General features: G+C 64.9%; 18 protein-coding genes. 3 read left to right on the plus strand and 15 right to left on the minus strand.

Going from position 1 to position 18,980, the window contains the following annotated elements; translation table 11 throughout:
- Positions 1-120 precede the first annotated feature (120 nt).
- A complete protein-coding gene (locus AB4Y42_RS04435; RefSeq protein WP_368693505.1) occupies positions 121-834 on the minus strand; it encodes a hypothetical protein in 714 nt (237 codons plus the stop codon).
- Positions 835-840: 6 nt separating this feature from the next.
- Complete coding sequence (guaB, locus tag AB4Y42_RS04440; protein ID WP_368686118.1) at positions 841-2,301, minus strand: IMP dehydrogenase; 1,461 nt, start codon at positions 2,299-2,301, stop codon at positions 841-843.
- Between the two features lie 269 nt (positions 2,302-2,570).
- Here guaB and AB4Y42_RS04445 point away from each other — a divergent pair, with 269 nt between their 5' ends.
- A complete protein-coding gene (locus AB4Y42_RS04445; RefSeq protein ID WP_368693506.1) occupies positions 2,571-3,623 on the plus strand; it encodes a DMT family transporter in 1,053 nt (350 codons plus the stop codon).
- A gap of 96 nt (positions 3,624-3,719) precedes the next feature.
- Here the strand turns inward: AB4Y42_RS04445 and AB4Y42_RS04450 are convergent, their stop codons facing one another.
- Positions 3,720-4,052 carry an RnfH family protein gene (locus AB4Y42_RS04450; RefSeq protein ID WP_368686120.1) on the minus strand — a complete coding sequence of 111 codons (333 nt, stop codon included), beginning with the start codon at positions 4,050-4,052 and terminating at the stop codon, positions 3,720-3,722.
- Positions 4,049-4,486 carry a type II toxin-antitoxin system RatA family toxin gene (locus AB4Y42_RS04455; RefSeq protein WP_042265786.1) on the minus strand — a complete coding sequence of 146 codons (438 nt, stop codon included), beginning with the start codon at positions 4,484-4,486 and terminating at the stop codon, positions 4,049-4,051. The genes AB4Y42_RS04450 and AB4Y42_RS04455 overlap by 4 nt, the downstream gene beginning before the upstream one ends.
- A gap of 102 nt (positions 4,487-4,588) precedes the next feature.
- Between AB4Y42_RS04455 and smpB the strand changes: the two genes are divergently transcribed.
- Complete coding sequence (smpB, locus tag AB4Y42_RS04460) at positions 4,589-5,035, plus strand: SsrA-binding protein SmpB (RefSeq protein ID WP_069265630.1); 447 nt, start codon at positions 4,589-4,591, stop codon at positions 5,033-5,035.
- Positions 5,036-5,113: 78 nt separating this feature from the next.
- Here smpB and AB4Y42_RS04465 read toward each other — a convergent pair whose 3' ends face one another.
- The 3 genes from AB4Y42_RS04465 to ppsA form a co-directional block, all read right to left on the minus strand.
- Entirely contained in the window at positions 5,114-6,073 is a 960-nt protein-coding gene (locus AB4Y42_RS04465) for an SPFH domain-containing protein (RefSeq protein ID WP_069265629.1), read from the minus strand.
- 56 nt (positions 6,074-6,129) lie between these two features.
- Positions 6,130-6,615: an NfeD family protein gene (locus AB4Y42_RS04470; RefSeq protein WP_368686121.1), complete on the minus strand. Its 486-nt coding sequence runs from the start codon at positions 6,613-6,615 to the stop codon at positions 6,130-6,132.
- 143 nt (positions 6,616-6,758) lie between these two features.
- Complete coding sequence (gene ppsA / locus AB4Y42_RS04475; RefSeq protein WP_368686122.1) at positions 6,759-9,158, minus strand: phosphoenolpyruvate synthase; 2,400 nt, start codon at positions 9,156-9,158, stop codon at positions 6,759-6,761.
- A 401-nt stretch (positions 9,159-9,559) separates the two neighbouring features.
- Between ppsA and AB4Y42_RS04480 the strand changes: the two genes are divergently transcribed.
- Positions 9,560-10,375 (plus strand): pyruvate, water dikinase regulatory protein, encoded by an 816-nt coding sequence (locus AB4Y42_RS04480; RefSeq protein WP_028204047.1) that lies wholly within the window; start codon positions 9,560-9,562, stop codon positions 10,373-10,375.
- A gap of 67 nt (positions 10,376-10,442) precedes the next feature.
- Here AB4Y42_RS04480 and AB4Y42_RS04485 read toward each other — a convergent pair whose 3' ends face one another.
- The 8 genes from AB4Y42_RS04485 to bamA all read right to left on the minus strand — a co-directional run bounded on the left by AB4Y42_RS04485 (position 10,443) and on the right by bamA (position 18,937).
- Entirely contained in the window at positions 10,443-11,228 is a 786-nt protein-coding gene (locus AB4Y42_RS04485; RefSeq protein WP_368686124.1) for a TrmH family RNA methyltransferase, read from the minus strand.
- A 100-nt stretch (positions 11,229-11,328) separates the two neighbouring features.
- Positions 11,329-12,117 (minus strand): ribonuclease HII, encoded by a 789-nt coding sequence (rnhB, locus tag AB4Y42_RS04490; protein ID WP_368693507.1) that lies wholly within the window; start codon positions 12,115-12,117, stop codon positions 11,329-11,331.
- Positions 12,114-13,283, minus strand: a complete 1,170-nt coding sequence (gene lpxB, locus AB4Y42_RS04495) for a lipid-A-disaccharide synthase (protein ID WP_368693508.1) — start codon at positions 13,281-13,283, stop codon at positions 12,114-12,116. The genes rnhB and lpxB overlap by 4 nt, the downstream gene beginning before the upstream one ends.
- A gap of 3 nt (positions 13,284-13,286) precedes the next feature.
- On the minus strand, positions 13,287-14,075 hold the full coding sequence (lpxA, locus tag AB4Y42_RS04500; RefSeq protein ID WP_342921362.1) for an acyl-ACP--UDP-N-acetylglucosamine O-acyltransferase: 789 nt from the start codon (positions 14,073-14,075) through the stop codon (positions 13,287-13,289).
- Positions 14,076-14,153: 78 nt separating this feature from the next.
- Entirely contained in the window at positions 14,154-14,618 is a 465-nt protein-coding gene (gene fabZ / locus AB4Y42_RS04505; protein ID WP_028204052.1) for a 3-hydroxyacyl-ACP dehydratase FabZ, read from the minus strand.
- Positions 14,619-14,899: 281 nt separating this feature from the next.
- Complete coding sequence (gene lpxD / locus AB4Y42_RS04510; RefSeq protein WP_368686127.1) at positions 14,900-15,973, minus strand: UDP-3-O-(3-hydroxymyristoyl)glucosamine N-acyltransferase; 1,074 nt, start codon at positions 15,971-15,973, stop codon at positions 14,900-14,902.
- Positions 15,974-16,010: 37 nt separating this feature from the next.
- Positions 16,011-16,559: an OmpH family outer membrane protein gene (locus AB4Y42_RS04515; RefSeq protein ID WP_368686341.1), complete on the minus strand. Its 549-nt coding sequence runs from the start codon at positions 16,557-16,559 to the stop codon at positions 16,011-16,013.
- 71 nt (positions 16,560-16,630) lie between these two features.
- Positions 16,631-18,937 carry an outer membrane protein assembly factor BamA gene (bamA, locus tag AB4Y42_RS04520; RefSeq protein WP_368686128.1) on the minus strand — a complete coding sequence of 769 codons (2,307 nt, stop codon included), beginning with the start codon at positions 18,935-18,937 and terminating at the stop codon, positions 16,631-16,633.
- Positions 18,938-18,980: the final 43 nt, after the last annotated feature.

Raw genomic sequence — 18,980 nt, forward strand, 5'->3', positions numbered from 1 at the left:
GCGCAGCGTGAATTCATCAGGCCCGGAGCGCCGTGCTACGGCGGCACCGGGTGGCGCAAGTTCGGGTGTGCTTCGGGCGCACTGCGTCTGCTGTTTGGGAGGCCGGGTTTGCGCGCGGCCTCAGCCACGCAGCGGCGGCCTCGGTGCGTCGGCCGCTTCGTCGCGAGCCGTCTCGCGAGCCTGCGCCGGACTGGCGGGCGGCGGCGTAACCGGCGCTGGACGGGGCGTAACCGGCGGAACCGCTGCGGGCGTCACGGTCGGGACCTGCACAACGGGTTCGACCGGCGCTGCCGGCCGCTTTGCCGCTTGCGCACCGCCCCACGCCATCGTTCGCAGAAAGCCCGGCTTCGCGTACGACACCGGCTCTTCGCGACGTTCGGGCTGCGCCTTCTCCGCCTTGCGCTGCTGCGCGGAACTGCCGCTCGCCTGCCCTTTCTGGCGCTTGCGCACCGCGCCCGCGAGCCGGACGCCGCCCAAGCCGAGGACGATCAGCCACACCCCAACCGCACCTGCCACCAACTGGCCAAAACCCGTGAGCTGCGGCGCACGCAGCCCGATCAGCCAGACCAGCATCAGCACGCCGGCAATCCAGTTGACGTGCCCCACGGTGCGGCCCACAGGCAGTGTCATCTCCCCGTGGAAGGCCGCGCGCAGCGCAAGCCACGCGAAACCCAGCAGCACCACGCCGAACGCCTGCCCAACGAGCGCCGGCTGCGTTTGCACCAGTTGCAACGCGTTGTAGACGAGGGTCCAGGGCGTGAGAACGAACAGCACGCCGAACCCCAGCAACGTCAACGCATCGACAATCAGCAGCACGCGCAGCAGCGGCTTCATCGGGGCTTAGTCCACGTGATAGTTGGGCGCTTCCTTCGTGATCTGCACGTCGTGCACGTGCGACTCGTGCAGGCCGGCGCCGGTAATCTGCACGAACTCCGCCTTCGCATGCAGGTCTTCGATCGTACGGCAGCCGCAGTAGCCCATCGAGGCGCGCACGCCGCCGATCAGCTGGAACAGGATCGCGTTGATGGGACCCTTGTAGGCGACACGGCCTTCGATGCCTTCCGGCACGAGCTTGTCGATGTTCGCCGAGTTGTCCTGGAAGTAGCGGTCCGCGGCGCCGTCCTTCATCGCGCCGACCGAGCCCATGCCGCGATACGACTTGTACTGGCGGCCCTGGTACAGGAACACGTCGCCCGGCGACTCTTCGGTGCCCGCGAACATGCTGCCCATCATCACGGCGTTCGCGCCGGCGGCCAGCGCCTTCGAAACGTCGCCCGAGTAGCGCACGCCGCCGTCGGCGATGCACGGCACGCCCGTGCCCTTGAGCGCTTCCGAGACGTTGGAGATCGCGCTGATCTGCGGCACGCCCACGCCGGCCACGATACGCGTCGTGCAGATCGAGCCCGGGCCGATACCGACCTTCACGCCGTCCGCGCCGTATTCGACGAGCGCGCGCGCCGCGTCGGCCGTGGCGATGTTGCCGCCGATCACTTCGACGTGCGGGAAGTTCTTCTTGACCCAGCGAACGCGCTCGAGCACGCCCTTGCTGTGGCCGTGCGCCGTATCCACGACGATCACGTCCACGCCGGCTTGCACCAGCAGCTCGACGCGCTCTTCGTTGTCCGGACCGACGCCGACCGCCGCGCCCGCGCGCAGCTTGCCGTGCTCGTCCTTACAGGCGGCCGGGTGCTCGGTCTGCTTGGTGATGTCCTTGACGGTCATGAGGCCGCGCAGCTCGAACGAGTCGTTCACGACCAGCACGCGCTCGAGGCGGTGGCTGTGCATGAGCGCCTTGGCTTCGACGAGCGGCGTGCCTTCCTTGACGGTGACGAGGCGTTCGCGCGGCGTCATGATCGAGCGCACCGGCTCATCCAGACGCGTTTCGAAACGCAGGTCGCGGTTCGTGACGATGCCGACCAGTTGTGCGCCTTCGACGACCGGGAAGCCCGAAATGCCATGCTGCTGCGAGAGCGCGATGACGTCGGCGACCTTCATTTGCGGCGGAACCGTGATCGGATCGCGCACGACGCCCGACTCGAAGCGCTTCACCTTCGCGACCTCGCGCGCCTGCTCGGCCGGCGTGAGGTTCTTGTGAACGATTCCGACACCCCCCTGCTGCGCCATGGCGATTGCCAGACGGCCTTCCGTGACGGTATCCATAGCGGCCGACACGAGCGGAATGTTCAGGGAGATATTGCGGGTCAGCCGGGTCTTCAGGCTGGTGTCGCGCGGGAGAACGTCGGAAAAGGCGGGGACGAGGAGCACGTCATCGAACGTGAGTGCTTTCTGGATCAGACGCATGGCAAATCCTATAGGCGCAAAAGCAGATTATACGCGATAGCGCCCTGGAAATCATCAGCGCTAACAGTAGCTTAGCGCCGTTTTCGGGATTATTTCCACGCTCCGGCCCTGCCGGTGCGAACCGTGCGGGCGAGCCGCGCCTCCGACCCGAATATCGGACGGCCGATGCAGGATTGAACAAGACGGGTGCGCACGCCTCCAGTTATGCTTCGGGCCGTCCTGTTAATACGGCCCGCCTGGGCCACCCGAAGTTTCTGGAGGCATTACAAATGCAGCGTGGTGTGTTGTACGGCGTGCTCGCCGGCGCATTGTGGGGAACGGTGTTCGTCGTGCCCCGGCAACTGGCGGAGTTCTCGCCACTGCTCCTGAGCGCGGGCCGCTACGCGATGTATGGACTCGTCTCGCTCGCCGCGCTTTTGCCCATGCTGCGCCGCGTCTGGCCGCGCATGACTCGTGCCGATCTCGTCGCGCTCGTGAAGCTCGCGCTGGTGGGCAACGTGCTCTATTACCTGTTTCTCGCGAGCGCCATCCATCTGGTGGGCATCGCGCCTGCCTCGCTGATCGTCGGCGTGCTGCCCGTCACGGTCACGCTGCTTGGCCGCCGCGACCATGGCGCCGTGCCCCTTTCACGTCTGGTCTGGCCGCTTGCGATGATCGCGGCCGGCATCGTCTGCATCAACGTGGACGTGTTCAGCGCAGCCAGCGAGGCAGGCGGCGCGAGCGTCCTCACGCGCATTGCGGGCATTGGTTGCGCCGTCGGCGCGCTCGTGTGCTGGACCTGGTTCGCGGTCGAGAACGCTCGCTATCTGCAGCGCAATGCGCACTTCAGCGGCAACGAATGGTCGGTGCTCTGGGGCGTGGTCACGGGCGCGCTCGGCGGCCTGCTCTGGCTCGGCATTCTCGTCGTGCCGTCGCACTGGGTGCAGGCAACCGTGGCCGCCGGCCGCTGGACCACGTTCTGGCAGTTGAATCTGGTGCTCGCGATCGGCGCCTCGTGGCTCGGCAACGGCCTCTGGAACGCCGCCGCCAAGCGCTTGCCGCTCACGCTGTCTGGCCAGATGATCGTGTTCGAGACGCTGTTCGCCCTGCTCTACGGGTTTATCTACGATCACCGGCTGCCGCGCGGGCTGGAAATCGCGGCGATCGTGCTGCTGGTGGCGGGCGTGAGCTGGTCGGTGCGCCAGCATTCCGGCGGTCCGGAAGACACCGCGCACGGCGACGGCATCGTGCCGGACGGCGATCTGCCAGGCATCGGCAACGAAACCCGCCTCGCGCAACCCGACGTCGACGCCAAGCGAGCCGGCCGCACGACCACCGCCTGAGCGCGCCGGGCCGCAAAAAACCGAATGGGCGAGACAGCGCAAGCTGTCCCGCCCATTGCATTGGTGCGGCAAATCCTTGGCAACCTGGCTCGACGCTTACCGCGAATCCTTGGGCAGCCACTTGCGCCCTTCGATCGAGCCTTCCTTGCGGGTCTTGTCGACGCGGCGCTGGCGCGCCATCTTCGGGTCGACGATCAGCGGCCGGTAGATCTCCACGCGGTCGTGGTCGGCGAGCACGGTGTCGAGCGGCTTGAGCTTGCCGTACACGCCCACCTTGAGCTTCGCCAGATCGATCTCGGGGTGGCGCGCGAGAATGCCGCTCGCGTCGATGGCCTGCTGGACAGTCGCGCCCGCGGGCAGCTCGATGCTGATGAGCGTCTGCGTATCCGGCAGTGCATAGCAGACGTCGATGGAGAGATTCGCGCTCATGGCTTGCCGTAGCGCTGGTCGGCGCGCTTCACGAAGGAGTCGACGAAGGTGTTCGCGATGTGATGGAACACCGGCCCGATGAGCTTTTCGAGAATGATGTTTGAAAACTCGTAATGCAGCGCAAACTCGATCTTGCAGGCGTCGGCGCGCAGCGGCGTGAAACGCCAGTAGCCCGTGAACTTGCGGAACGGGCCATCGGCGAACTCCATGTCGATACGCTCGGGCCGCTTTTGCGAGTTGCGCGTGGCGAAGTGTTGCTTGATGCCCTTGAAGTTGATGTCGATCTTCGCCTCCATGCCGCTCTCGTCCTGACGGCGAATCTCGACGCCGCCGCACCACGGCAGGAAGTTGGGGTAGTCGGCGACGTCGGTGACGAGGTCGAACATTTGTTCCGCCGAATGGCGAATCAACACGGTTTTCTGGACATCCGCCATAAATTGCGCAATGCGTGGCTAGGGTGAAAGCGCCACGGGCTTTCGGAAGCCCGCTTTGCTAAAATCGTAATTTTAAACGAGTTGGGCCAATCCCATTTTCCTATGAGCATCATCGACAACAGAAAAGCGTTCTTCGATTACTTCATCGAAGAACGCCACGAGGCCGGGCTCGTGCTGGAAGGATGGGAAGTCAAGGCCATGCGCGCCGGGCGAGCCAACATCAAGGAAAGCTACGTCGTGATCAAGGACGGCGAACTCTACCTGATCGGCACGCACATCAGCCCGCTGCCCGAGGCCTCGACGCACATCCAGCCGGACCCCACGCGCACCCGCAAGCTGTTGCTCCATCGCGAGGAAATCGACAAGCTGATCGGCAAGGTCGAGCAGCGCGGCTTCACGCTCGTGCCGCTGAACTTTCACTACAAGGGCGGCCGCGTGAAGTGCGAAATCGGCCTCGCCAAGGGCAAGAAGCTGCATGACAAGCGCGAAACCGAGAAGAAGCGCGACTGGGAGCGCGAGAAGGCGCGCCTGATGCGCTCGCCCACCTGATTCTTCCGCAGCAGCAAGCGTTCAGATGGACAACGGGCCGCTCATGCGGCCCGTTGTCATTTGCAGCGGCCTGAGCGCTCATGCGCCCTTCGCCGCCCCGGCCCCGCTGATCTGCCCCTCGCGCAGGCCTGCCCGGTTCACGATCGTCAGCGCTGATGCGATCATCGAGCTTAAGTCGCCCATGTTGCCCGGCACGATCAGCGTATTGCCCTGCTTCGCCAGATTGGCGAAAGCATTCACGTACTGTTCGGCCACCTTGAGGTTGACGGCGTCCATCCCGCCCTGCGCCTGGATCGAATTGCCTATCTTCTGGATGGCCTGCGCGTTGGCCTCGGCCACTGCGAGAATGGCGGCCGCCTGACCCTGCGCCTGGTTGATCGCCGCCTGACGCTCGCCTTCCGACTTCTGGATCGCCGCCTCGCGCGCGCCGGCTGCCAGGTTGATCTGTTCCTGCTTGCGCCCTTCCGAGGCCGCGATGAGCGCGCGCTTTTCCCGCTCGGCGGTGATCTGCGCCTGCATGGCGTGGAGGATTTCCTTCGGCGGCGTGAGATCCTTGATTTCGTAGCGCAGCACCTTCACGCCCCAGTTCGACGCGGCTTCATCGAGCGCCGACACGACGCTATGGTTGATGAAGTCGCGTTCCTCGAAGGTCTTGTCGAGTTCGAGCTTGCCGATCACCGAGCGCAGCGTGGTCTGCGAAAGCTGCGTAATCGCGAACACGAAATTGCTCGAGCCGTACGACGCCTTCATCGGATCGGTCACCTGGAAGTACAGCACGCCATCGACCTGAAGCTGCGTGTTGTCGCGCGTGATGCAGACCTGGCTTGGCACGTCGAGCGGAATCTCCTTGAGCACGTGCTTGTAGGCCACGCGATCCACGAACGGCAACACGATCGTCAGCCCCGGCGTAAGCGTGGCGTGGTACCGCCCAAGCCGTTCGAGCACCCAGGCATGCTGTTGCGGCACGATCTTGATGGTCTGCGCGATCAGCACGACGACGATCACGAGCAGAATCAGGCCGACGACTGGGACTTGCATACGGGACCTCCGTTCGCTTCTGTGTGGTGTATTGGTGTGATTCTGGATTCGGTCCGTCACGCTTGGCGCGCGTCGTCGCGAGCGGCGCCGGGCGCATTGGCTTCGCGCCGCTCGCGCTTCGCCGCCACGACGAGGCAGCTGCCGCGCACCGCCTTGATTTCATAGAGCGGCGCGTCTTCGGGCTCGCCGGGCGCGAGTTCGACGTCCCATTCGGCGCCGCGATACATCGTGCGCGCGCGGCCGTCGCGCCATGCGGCGACGACAAGCGTCGCGCCAATATCGAGGTTCACGCCCGGATCGGTCGAGGCGTCGGTCTTGCGCCGGCGGCGGCCAAAACGCGAGCGCCGCAGCGTGACCACGGCCGCGAGCCCGACCGCCGCCGCGACGAGCAGCTGCACGTCGAGCGGCCAGCCAAGCTCATAGCTGAGCGCGCCGGCGAGAAAGCCGAGCGCGATCATCAACAAGTAGAAGGTGCCGGTCATCAGCTCGGCGACGATGAGCACGCCAGCGGCAATCCACCAGAACAAACCATGCGGACCCACGACGACCTCCCAAAGTAAAACACCCCGGATAGACCGGGGTGTTATAGCACGAAGCTGACACTTTTTTCCGCAGCGTGCAACGACGCACGGGAAGCTGCATCAAGCTCCGTATGCGCCGAGGATTGAATCCCCCGGCACCGCGTTTACTTCGACTGCGACTTCGCCAGCTGCTGCCACGTCTCGACAACCGAGTCCGGGTTCAGCGAGATCGAAGCGATGCCCTCTTCCGCGAGCCACTGGGCGAAGTCCGGATGGTCGGACGGCCCCTGACCGCAGATGCCGACGTACTTGTTCAGACGGCGGCAGGTTTCGATCGCGCGCTTGAGCATGAACTTCACGGCCGGATCGCGCTCGTCGAAGTCGACGGCCAGCAGTTCCATGCCCGAGTCCCGGTCGAGGCCGAGCGTGAGCTGCGTGAGGTCGTTCGAGCCGATCGAGAAGCCGTCGAAGTACTGCAGGAACTCTTCGGCGAGGATCGCGTTCGACGGCACTTCGCACATCATGATCAGCTTGAGGTCGTTCACGCCGCGCTTGAGGCCGAACTTCTCGAGCAGGCCGACGACGCGCTCCGCCTGCTTGAGCGTGCGCACGAACGGCACCATGATCTCGACGTTCGAGAGCCCCATTTCTTCACGCACGCGCTTGAGCGCCAGGCACTCCATTTCGAACGCCTGCGCGAAGTCTTCGGCGATGTAACGCGACGCGCCGCGGAAACCCAGCATCGGGTTTTCTTCGTCCGGCTCGTAGCGCGAACCGCCGATCAGCTTCTTGTACTCGTTCGACTTGAAGTCCGACAGACGCACGATCACAGGCTTCGGATAGAACGCCGCCGCGATCGTGGCGATGCCTTCCGTGAGCTTGTCGACGTAGAACGCGCGCGGCGAGGCGTGGCCGCGTGCCACGCTTTCCACGGCCTTCTTCAGGTCCGCGTCGACATTCGGGTACTCGAGAATCGCCTTCGGGTGCACGCCGATGTTGTTGTTGATGATGAACTCGAGACGCGCGAGGCCAACACCCGCATTCGGCAGTTGCGAGAAGTCGAACGCGAGCTGCGGGTTGCCGACGTTCATCATGATCTTGACCGGAATGGCCGGCAGATCGCCACGCTGCACTTCGCTGACTTCGGTTTCGAGCAGCCCGTCGTAGATGCGGCCTTCGTCGCCTTCCGCGCACGAAACCGTCACGAGCGCGCCGTCCTTCAGCACGTCGGTCGCGTCGCCACAGCCCACCACGGCCGGCACGCCCAGCTCACGCGCGATGATCGCGGCGTGGCAGGTACGGCCGCCACGGTTCGTGACGATCGCCGAAGCGCGCTTCATCACCGGCTCCCAGTTCGGGTCGGTCATGTCGGCGACCAGCACGTCGCCCGGCTGCACGCGTTCCATTTCGGACGGGTCGTGAATCACCTTCACGCGGCCCGCGCCGATCTTCTGGCCGATCGCGCGGCCCGTTGCGAGCACCTGCGACTGGCCCTTGAGCTTGAAGCGCTGCTCGACCTTGCCGGCGGCCTGGCTCTTCACGGTCTCCGGACGCGCCTGGAGAATGAAGATCTTGCCGTCGAGGCCGTCCTTGCCCCACTCGATGTCCATCGGACGCTGGTAGTGCTTCTCGATGATGACGGCGTACTTGGCCAGCTCGATCACGTCTTCGTCGGTGATCGAGAAGCGGTTGCGCTGTTCGTGCGAGACGTCGACCGTCTTCACGCGGCCCGGCTCGCCCGGCTGCGTGAATTCCATCTTGATGAGCTTCGAACCGATCGAGCGGCGGATGATCGGCGCCTTGCCCTGCGCGAGCGTGGTCTTGAAGACGTAGAACTCGTCCGGATTCACCGCGCCCTGCACGACCGTCTCACCGAGGCCGTAGCTCGACGTGATGAAGACGGCGTCCTTGAAGCCCGATTCGGTGTCCAGCGTGAACATCACGCCTGCGGCGCCGCGGTCCGAGCGGACCATGCGCTGCACGCCAGCCGACAGCGCGACTTCGGCGTGGGTGAAGCCCTTGTGGACGCGATAGGAAATGGCGCGGTCGTTGTAGAGCGACGCGAACACGTGCTTGAGGCGATCGAGCACGTCTTCGATGCCGACCACGTTGAGGTAGCTTTCCTGTTGACCGGCAAACGATGCGTCGGGCAGGTCTTCCGCCGTTGCCGACGAACGCACGGCGAACGAGAGCTCAGACGGCGAACCGTTCTGCAGCGTCTCGAAACCGGCGCGGATGTCCGCTTCGAGTTTGGGCTGCAGCGGCGCGTCGATGATCCATTGACGGATCTCCTTGCCAGCTTCGGCCAACGCCTTCACGTCGTCGACGTCGAACGTCTCCAGACGAGCGGCGATCCGTTCGGTCAGGTTGTTATGTTTCAGGAAGTCGCGGAAGGCGAGCGCGGTCGTCGCGAAGCCCGTGGGCACACGCACGCCTGCTTCAGCCAACTGGCTGATCATTTCGCCGAGCGAGGCGTTCTTGCCGCCCACGATCTCGACATCGGTCATCCGCAACTGCTCGAAAGGCACTACATACGCCTGATCCTTGGCAACGGTGTTAGTCATACAAGCCCCTAAGTGTGAAAAAAATTCACGATTGCGCAAGTGGGCTCGAACGCGGTCCGCCCATTGGAAGCGGATTCGCGTCTTGCGCAACCTGTTGGAGAAGCAATCGCTCACGGGGCGCGAACGAATTTCCATTCAATGGAAAAGCACGAAGATGCGCGCGATTCCATGGAGTTAGACGGAATCGCTGCAAATTGACACCAGAATGCACCGCGATAGGCGGCTGTTTGGCGCGGTTGCACTGCAATTGCTTATCCAACAGGTTGCCGCTATTCTACCGTGCCGACTCTGGAATTTGTGCCAGTCGGCGAGAATTGCCCCTCGGTCCCGCCGTACGGGGCTTTCCGGGCGCCCAAGCCTGTCCCGAGCGGCCCTGCAGCTCACGTACCCAGCCTCAACCGATGCCGCCTACCGTATTCATCGTCTCCGACGGTACCGGGATCACTGCCGAAACTTTCGCGCATTCGATCCTGTCGCAGTTCGACCAGAAATTCCGCCTCGTGCGCGTGCCCTTCGTCGATTCGTCCGAAAAGGCCTACTCGACCGCCGAGAAGATCAACGAAGCCGCCGTGCAGGAAGGCCGCCGCCCGATCGTGTTCACGACCCTCGTGGACAGCAACTCGAACGAGATCGTCAAGCGCGCGAATGCGCTCGTGATGGACATGTTCCAGACCTTCGTGGAACCGCTCGAGCAGGAGCTGGAGCTCAAGTCGAGCCACGCCATGGGCCGCGGCCACCAGAACGCCGACACCGACGAATACAAGAACCGTATCGAGGCGATCAACTTCTCGCTCGCGCACGACGACGGCCAGTCGGACCGCAATCTCGCCGACGCCGACGTGATCCTCGTAGGCGTGTCGCGCAGCGGCAAGACGCCGACCAGCCTGTATCTCGCGATGCAGTACGGTGTGAAGGCCGCGAACTACCCGCTAATCCCCGACGATTTCGAGCGCGGCAAGCTGCCGAATGCGTTGCTTTCGCATCGCACGAAGATCTTCGGCCTCTCGATCGATCCGCAGCGCCTCACCGAGATCCGCAACGAGCGGCGCCCGGGCAGCAAGTACGCCGCACTGGAAAATTGCCGCTATGAGGTCAACGAAGCCGAGGCGATGATGCGGCGCGAAGGCATCAAGTGGCTCTCGTCGACGCACAAGTCGATCGAGGAAATCGCCACCACGATCCTGCAGGAAATCCGCATCGACAAGCCGTCGTATTGAAACGCCCGGCCTGAAACGAAAAAGCCCGCGTCCGAGCGGGCTTTTTTATTGCTCGCCAGCGCGAGCGTCAACGTGCGTGGCGCTGCTGCCGGCATTGCTCGAACACGCACACGGCCGCCGCCGCCGCGACGTTGAGCGACTCCATGCCGCCCGGCTGCGGAATCGTCACGCGCAGCGCGGCCGCGTCGCGCCATACCTGCGAGACGCCCGCGCCTTCGTTGCCGAACACCCACGCGACCTGACCCGTGAGATCGGCCTCGTCGATCGCCTGCGCGCCATGCGAATCGGTGATGACGACCGGCACGCCGAGCATCTCGACGAGCGCTTCGGCCTCCACGTTCTCGAACACCTGCAAGAGGAAATGCGCGCCCATCGCCGAGCGCAGCACCTTCGACGACCACACATAGGCCGTACCCGGCGTGCAGAACACCTTGTCGATGCCGGCCGCCGCCGCGCTGCGCAGGATCGAGCCGACGTTGCCGGCGTCCTGCAAGCCGTCGAGCACGAGGCAGGTCGATGCGATGCGCTCGGGCAACTGCGTCTCGGGCATATCGACGAGCAGCAGCAGCCCCACGCCGTGCACCACGTTCGAGAGTTGCCCGAAGAGCGCATCGGGCAGTGTGATGACACGGCGCTCGTCCACGCGGGCGACGATGGCCTGCGCTTCTTCATGCGCGAGCGCGCCTTCGGTCACCACGCAGTATTCGGGTTGCGTGCCGCCGTCGAGCCACGCGCTCGCGAGATGGAAGCCTTCGAGCAAGGCCTGATGGCTGCGCCGCTGCTGATGCGTCGAGCCGGCGAGCGCCTTGAGGCGCTTGTAGAGCGGATTGTCGCGCGAGGTAATGGCTTTCACGGGCAGCTCTGGCGGGTCAAATGAGGATCGGGAGATGGAAAAACGGCGGCGCCGGCACTACGCGAAACGGCGCAGGCTCGCGCGAGACGCCGTCAGCGGCTCAAGGCAGCGGCGCGAAGGCGTCGTCTGTTTCGAGGCCGGCGACGTCGCTGACCACCGTCGAAGCACCGGGCAGGACGATGCCGTGCAGTACATACGCGTCGCGCACGGGCGCGAACGAGCGCCGGTGGTGCTCGCACGGACCATGCACGCGCAACGCTTCGAGGTGCTGCGGCGTGCCGTAGCCCGCATGGGCGTCGAAGCCGTAATACGGATGGAACTGGTGCAGATCGACCAGCATGCGGTCGCGCGTGACCTTCGCGATGATCGACGCCGCCGAAATACTCGGCACGAGCGCGTCGCCGCCGATCACGGCCTCGCTGCGCACCGGCATCACCGGGCAGCGATTGCCGTCGATCTTCGCGAGCGTTGGCACGATGCTCAAGCCTTCGACCGCACGCCGCATCGCCAGCATCGTCGCGTGCAGGATGTTGAGCGTGTCGATTTCCTCGACGCTCGCCGACGCGACGCACCACGCGAGCGAGCGTTCGACGATGCGCTCGTAGAGCGTTTCACGCACCTGCGCCGTCAGCACCTTCGAATCGTTGAGCCCGCGAATCGGCCGCGCCGGATCGAGAATCACGGCCGCCGCGACCACGGGCCCGGCGAGCGGCCCGCGGCCGGCCTCGTCCACGCCGCAGATCACGTCGTCCGGCGATTCGAACAGCAGTCCGGCCTGGCGCGCCGCCTTGCGACGCGCGGCGAGTTTGAGCGCCGCTTGCGACGGCGGCTTTTTCTCCGCCTGCGCTGTCGTGCGCCTTGCCGTGCGCTTGATCGTGCCCTCGCTCATGCCCGCCCCTTTCGGCCTTCGACGATGCTCGCGACCACCTCGGCCGCGCGCTCCGCGGTGTTCTGGCGCAGGGTCAGATGCATCTGCGTGAACACCTCGGTGAGCGTGCGCCGGTTTGCTTCGTCCTGCAACTGCGTGAGCGTCGCGTCGGCAAGCGCCTCCGGCGTCGCGAAGTGCTGCAGGATTTCCGGCACGACGAAGCGGCCCGCGAGTATGTTCGGCAGGCCCACGTACGGCAGATAGGCCTGGCGGCGCATGATCTGCCCGGTGAGCCAGGGCACCTTGTAGGAGATGACCATCGGCTTCTTGAGCAGCGCCGCTTCGAGCGTGACCGTGCCGCTCTTCACGAGGATCGCGTCGGCGGCCGTCATGGCGAGTTGCGACTGGCCGTCGATGATCGTGAGCGCGAGACCCTGATGCGCGTTCGCGAGTTCCTGCAACTGCGCGTGGATGGCCGGCGTTGCCGCCGGCATCACGAAACGCAGCGCCGGCTCCCGCCGCTGCATGATCTGCATCGCGTCGAAGAAGGTCGGGCCGATCAGGTGGATTTCCGAGCGGCGGCTGCCCGGCAGCACCGCGATCACCGGGCCGCTTTCCGGCAGGCCCAGCGTGCGGCGCGCGCCGGGCATGTCCGGTTCGAGCGGAATCTCGTCGGCGAGCGGATGGCCCACGTACGATGCCGCCACCCCGGACTTCTCGAGCAGCGCCGTTTCGAACGGGAACACGCACAGCATGTGATCCACGGCCTTCTGGATCTTCTTGATACGACCGCCGCGCCACGCCCAGATCGACGGGCAGACGAAGTGGATCGTCGGAATGCCCGCGTCGCGCAGCGCGTGCTCGAGGCCGAAATTGAAGTCAGGCGCGTCCACGCCGATGAAGGCGTCAGGCGGTTCGGCCAGCAGCTGATGCTTGAGCTCGTTGCGGATGCGCAGAATCTCGGGAATGTGGCGCAGCGCCTCGACGTAGCCGCGCACCGAGAGCTTTTCCATCGGCCAGTGCGCGTCGAAGCCGGCGGCCGTCATGCGCGGGCCGCCAATTCCGTAGTACTGCGTAGTGTCGGGCAAGCGGGCTTTGAGACCCGCGAGCAGCGATGACGCGAGCAGGTCGCCGGACGGCTCGCCGGCGACCATTGCGAGGCGCAGCGGACGCGTTGTCAGCGCCATCGATCAGCGAATGATGCCGCGTTGCGACTGCTCGACGAAGTCGAGCAGCGCCTTCACGTGCACGTCGCCGTCGCCGCCCGCCTGCGCGAGGTCGGCGAGCTGCACCTTCGCCTCTTCGAGCGAGAGCCCGTTCTTGTAGAGCGTGCGATACGCCGAGCGCAGCGCGGAAATCGCGTCAGCCGAAAAGCCGCGACGGCGCAGACCTTCGACGTTGATGCCGTGCGGCACCGCCTTGTTGCCGGCGGCGATCACGAACGGCGGCACGTCCTGCACGAGCGCCGAGGCGCCGCCGACCATCGAATGCGCGCCGATGCGCACGAACTGGTGCACGCCGGTCATGCCGCCGACGATCGCGTGGTCTTCGACGAACACGTGGCCCGCGAGCTGCGCGTTGCTCGACATGATGACGTTGTTGCCCAGACGGCAGTCGTGGCCGACGTGCACGTAGGCCATGATCCAGTTGTCGTCGCCGATGATCGTGACGCCGGTGTCCTGCACCGTGCCCGTATGCAGCGTCGTGAACTCGCGGATGGTGTTGCGGCTGCCGATCACGAGCTTGGTGGGCTCGCCCTTGTACTTCATGTCCTGCGGACGGCCGCCGATCGACGCGTAGTGGCCGATCGTGTTGTCTTCGCCAATCGTCGTGTGGCCTTCCAGCACGCTATGCGAACCGACCTTCGTGCGTGCACCGATGGTGACGTTCGCACCGATGACCGCGAACGGTCCGATTTCGACCGATTCGTCGATCTGCGCGCCCGACTCGACGACCGCAGTGGGATGGATCCTGCTCATTCGTCCTCGCTCTCCGATTCTGTTTCCGTGCGCCGGCGCCTCGAGGTCAAGGCGCGCTGCGGCATGCGGCGGCGCTGCTTATTGCGCCGCGTCCATTTTCTTGACGGTGCACATCAGTTCCGCCTCGCAGGCCACGGAGCCTTCGACTTCGGCCACCGCCTTGAACTTCCAGATGCCGCGCATGTAGCGCTCGAACGTCACGTTGAGGATGAGCTGGTCGCCCGGCTCGACCACGCGCTTGAAGCGCGCGCCGTCGATGCCCACGAAGTAGTACAGCGTATTCTCGAAGTCCTGCTCTTCCTCCGAGAACGTGAGCAGCGCGGCGGTTTGCGCCAGCGCCTCGAGAATCATCACGCCGGGCATGACCGGACGCTGCGGGAAGTGTCCCGTGAAAAAGGGCTCGTTGACCGTCACGTTCTTCAACGCCTTGATGCTCTTGTGCGGCTCCAGCTCGATGACCCGGTCCACCATCAGGAACGGATAGCGGTGCGGCAGCAGCGTGAGAATCTTGTGGATGTCGAAGTTGAGTTTTTCGATGTTCATGGTGGTTCTGCTCACGCAGGAATTGCGCGTGTGACTTTCGATTTCGATATTCGAGGCGCCGGACCAAACTCGCCCGCGCTGACGCGAAGTATGCGCCACGCCCGGGCTCCCGTGCATGCGTATTGCCCCGGGCGGGAAGCCCCGGGCGGGAAGCCCCGGGCGGGAAGCCCCGGGCGGAGGCCCCCTGCGGGGAACCCCCAGGCGAGCAGCTTTGGCCGTCCGCTACGCAAAGCGGCGCGCCGCTCCCGCGACACGCCGCCCGCTACCTCGATACTGCTTTCTTATTCGCCCTGCGGCTTCTGGGCTACCGCCGCCTCGAGCGCCTTGATACGGTCGCGCAGCTTGTCGATGTTACGCAACAGCGCGGCGCTCTTGTTCCAGTCGGCGTGATCGACCGCCGGGAAAGCGCTCGTGTAGATGCCAGCCTTCGGCAACGACTTCGAGACGCCCGACTTCGCGGTGACGATCACGTAGTCGCCCAGCGTGACGTGCCCCGCGATGCCCACTGCGCCGCCGATCATGCAATGACGCCCGATCGTCGTGCTGCCCGCAATGCCGGCGCAGCCCGCGATGACCGTGTACGCGCCGATCCGGCAGTTGTGGCCGATCTGCACGAGGTTATCGATCTTCACGCATTCTTCGATGATCGTATCGGCCATCGCGCCACGGTCGATCGTGGTGTTCGCGCCGATCTCGACGTCCGGCCCGATGGCCACGCCGCCCACCTGCGGAATCTTGACCCAGCTACCCGTGCGCGCGTCGCCTTCGCCCGTGAAATCGGGGGCGAAACCAAAGCCGTCCGAGCCGATCACGGCGCCGGCATGCACGATGGCGCGCGGGCCGAGCTTGCAGCTGTGGTAGACGGTCACGCCCGGATACAGGTGCGAGCCCTCGTCCACCTGGGTGCCGCGGCCGACGAAGACGTTCGCGTCGAGCCGTACGTTTTCCCCGATCACGGCGCCCGCTTCGACCGTGACGTTCGGGCCGATCACCGCGCTCGCGGCAACCTGCGCCTTCGCGTCGACGTGGGCGCTGGCGTGGATGCCCGGCTGCGCCTTCGGCGCGGCGAGGTCGATATACGCCTGCGCGACACGCGCGAAGTAAGCATACGGATTCGGTGTGACGATGAAGTTGCGTCCTTCGCGCGATGCGAGCTTCTCGAGGTCGCCGGGGCTGATGAGCACCGCGCCCGCGCGGGTCGTCCCGACCTGCGCGAGATACTTCGGATTGGCGAGGAACGCGAGCTGTTGCGGACCGGCCTGGTCGAGCGGCGCCAGCGAACTGACGCGTTGCGTCGCATCGCCCACCACTTCGCCGCCGAACCGCCCGACGATGTCCTCAAGCGTAAATGCCATGCGCGTGCTGCTCCTGCCTTAGTTGCTTTTCGTTGCCTTAGTTGCTGCTGCTAGCGCCAGCGCTATTCGCTGCGAGCGCCTTCAGCACCTGGTCGGTGATGTCGATGCGCGGGCTCACGTACACCGCTTCCTGCACGATCAGGTCGTAATGCTGCTGCTCGGCGATCTGCTTGATCACCTTGTTCGCCCGGTCGAGCACCGCCGCCAGTTCCTCATTGCGGCGCTGATTCAGGTCTTCGCGGAATTCGCGCTGCTTGCGCTGGAAGTCGCTGTCGAGCGCGGACAGGTCGCGCTGCTTCGACGCGCGATCGGTCGGCGACATCGACGGGCCGTTCTTGTCGAGCGAATCGGACATCGACTTCAGGCGCTGCGCCATGTCCTGCAGATCCTTGTCGCGCTTGGCGAACTCGGCTTCGAGCTTGGTCTGCGCGGCCTTCGCGGGAGCGGATTCGCGCAGGATGCGATCGGAGTTCACCGCCGCGATCCTGGCTTCCTGCGCCTGCGCCACGCCCATGCCAAAACCGAGGAGCGCCAGCGACACGGTAATCGCCCCGATCGACCGTCTGGAAAACATACCCGTTAGCAAAGTCATCCTCTCGTTTCCTGGATTCCGGCGTCGTGCGCTGCGCGCGCAACGAACGCCGGGCAAAACATACGTCAGAATGCCGTCCCGATCTGGAACTGGAACTTCTGGTACTGGTCGCCCGTGTGCTTGGTCACCGGGAAGCCCAAGCTCAGCTTGAGCGGGCCAATCGGCGAAATCCACGCGAGACCGAAACCGTAGCTGTAACGCAGGCCGTTCGCGCCAATGCTGTCGCCTTCCGTGCCCCAGACGTTACCACCATCGACAAACGTGAAGACGCGCAGCGTGCGGTCGTAGCCCGTACCCGGCAGCGGGAAGGTCAACTCGACGTTGCCTACGATCATCTTCGAACCGCCGATCGGGTCGTTCGTCTTGGCGTCGCGCGGACCCAGCGAGCTCGGCTCGTAGCCACGCACCGAACCGATACCACCGGCGTAGTAGTTCTTGAAGATCGGGTACGGCTTCCCGCCGAGGCCGTTACCGTAGCCGCCCTGGAAGTTCAGGCCCAGCACGAAGCCGCGCGCGAACGAGTAGTAGTACTGCGCCTGAATGTCGGCCTTGTAGTACTGCGTACCGCCAACCGGCGTGCCGTACTCGGCGTTCGCCTGCGTGAAGTAGCCCTTGCTCGGCACGAGCGCGCTGTCACGCGCGTCGCGCGACCAGCCCACCGTGAGCGGCACGTTGTTCGACACGCGGCCAAACTGGTGCACGTAGTCGATATAGCTCTGCGGCGTGTTCGAGTCGATGTCGAGCGTGTCCTGCTCGAAGCCGGCGCCGAAGTAGACCGTGTCGACTTCCGAGAACGGGATGCCGAACTTGAGGTCGCCGCCCATCGTGATGATGCGGAAGCTCGAATCGGTCGAGTAGTACAGCGGCTGGTACGTGCGGTAGTAGACGTCGGTAATGCGCTTGATGCCGTCCACCGTGAAGTACGGGTCCACCTGTGTGAGGGCCAGCGTGCGGTACGTCTTCGCGGTGTTCACGTTCAGCGAGAGCGAGGTGCCCGAACCGAACACGTTGTCCTGCGACACGCCCGCCGACAGCACCACCTTGTCCGTCGACGAGAAGCCCGCACCCAGCGTGATCGCGCCGGTCGGCTTTTCGGCGACCTTCACGTTGACGTCCACCTGGTCGGCCGTGCCTTCCACGGGCACCGTGGTCACGTCGACGTCGGTGAAGTAGCCCAGACGGTTGATGCGGTCCTTCGACAGCGCGAGGCGGTTCGAATCGAACCACGAGCTTTCGAGCTGGCGCATTTCGCGGCGCACGACTTCGTCGCGGGTGCGGGTGTTGCCCACCACGTTGATGCGGCGCACGTACACGCGGCGGCTCGGATCGACCTGCAGCGTGAGGTTGACCGTGTGGTTCGCCTGATCGATCTGCGGCAGCGCATTGACGGTCGCGAACGCGTAACCGTACTCGCCGAGCTTGTCGACGATGGCCTTGGTCGTGGCCTGCAGCTTTTCGGCCGAAAAGGTATCGCCCGGCTTGATCTTGATGAGTTTCTTGAGCTCGGCCTCGCGGTCGAGCAGGTTGCCCGACAGCTGGATGCCCGACACCTTGTACGGCTCACCTTCGTGAATGCCGATGGTGAGGTACATGTCCTTCTTGTCGGGCGAGATCGAGACCTGCGTCGAGTCGATGTTGAACTCGAGGTAGCCGTGGTTCAGGTAGTACGAGCGCACGTTCTCGAGGTCGCCCGTGAGCTTTTCCTTCGAGTAGAGGTCGTTCTTCGTGTACCACGAGAACCAGTTCGGCGTGGACAGCTGCATCTCCGAGAGGAGCGTGCCGCTGCTGTACGTCTTGTTGCCGATGAAGTTGATCTGGCGGATCTTCGCGCTCGGACCTTCGACCACCGAAAACAGCAGACCGACGCGATTGCGGTCGATCGGCGTGACCGTGGTCGTGACCTCGGCGGCGTAGAAGCCGCGCGTGAGGTACTGGCGCTTGAGCTCCTGCTCGGCCTTGTCGACGAGCGCCTTGTCGTAGTAGCGGCCTTGCGAGAGGCCGACCGCGCGCAGCGCCTTCGTGAGGTTGTCCTTGTCGAATTCCTTGATGCCCGCGAAGTCGATCGTGCCGATGGCCGGGCGCTCCTGCACCTGCACCACCACTACGCCGCCTTCGGTGGCGATCTTCACGTCGTTGAAGAAGCCCGTCGCATACAGTGCGCGGATGGCCTCGGACGCCTTGTCGTCGGTGAACGTGTCGCCCTGCTTGATCGGCAGATAGGCGAACACCGTGCCCGGCTCGACGCGTTGCAGCCCTTCGATGCGGATGTCCTGAACCACGAAAGGCGTCGTTGCTGCGTGGGCAACGAGTCCATGTGCGGCGATCGCCGCGGCCGCAACCGTTTTTGGAACCAAGCGATGAGGTCTAAACAACGTGCTTCCCCAATTATGTATAGCTGCATCAGGTCAGGCGGCC

It is taken from the genome of Paraburkholderia sp. EG286B (assembly GCF_040965655.1).
GTDB lineage: Bacteria > Pseudomonadota > Gammaproteobacteria > Burkholderiales > Burkholderiaceae > Paraburkholderia.